This is a genomic window from Streptomyces kronopolitis (assembly GCF_014646275.1).
Classification (GTDB): Bacteria; Actinomycetota; Actinomycetes; order Streptomycetales; family Streptomycetaceae; genus Streptomyces; species Streptomyces kronopolitis.
Window position 1 is genome coordinate 1 of record NZ_BMND01000128.1, and the last position, 537, is coordinate 537.

Sequence of the window (537 nt, forward strand, 5' to 3'; positions counted from 1 at the left end):
AACCACATTCTTTTAGCGGTGGTGATGTTGGTTAATAGCGCGGTGGCTGCGTTTTATTATTTCCGTTGGCTCGTGGCGATGTTTTTCAATAAGCCCTTACAAAGCTACGCTCAAAACGATATTTACACCCAAAACGCTACCATGCCCATTTATGCGGTCATTATTGCCATGGCGTTGGCGTGCTTGTTCTCTGTTTTTATGATGCGAGGGCTTTTAGAGTTTGTGGCTTAAGTCAAAGATCTTTCTTTTAATGGGCGTGAGTTTGCTCTCCCATTCTCTCAACGCCTTAAGCCTCACGCTCACGCAAGGCAAGGAAGGGGGGGAAGATTTTTCTGTTTTAACCTTACGACACAACAAGGCGTTTTCTTGTTTTTATGCTAATGAAAAACCGCCAAGCGGGATTGAAGCGTCTTTATCCATTATACGCGCTAAACGCCCCATAGAATGCGTGATAGACTCTATCCCTAAGGAGGGCTTTACCCCTTTAGACAACGCTTTTTTCCATATCACCTATTCTATGCGCCAACAACAATTCAT

At 44.1% G+C, this 537-nt stretch carries 1 protein-coding gene and 1 pseudogene; both read left to right on the top strand.

Annotated features, from left to right (window positions below; genetic code table 11):
* Nucleotides 1–231, top strand: a pseudogene (locus IEY78_RS35455) (hypothetical protein); the annotation flags it as partial.
* A gap of 25 nt (nucleotides 232–256) precedes the next feature.
* Nucleotides 257–537, top strand: a 281-nt coding sequence (locus IEY78_RS35460; RefSeq protein WP_229700354.1) for a DUF7494 domain-containing protein, incomplete at its 3' end; no start/stop codon positions are given.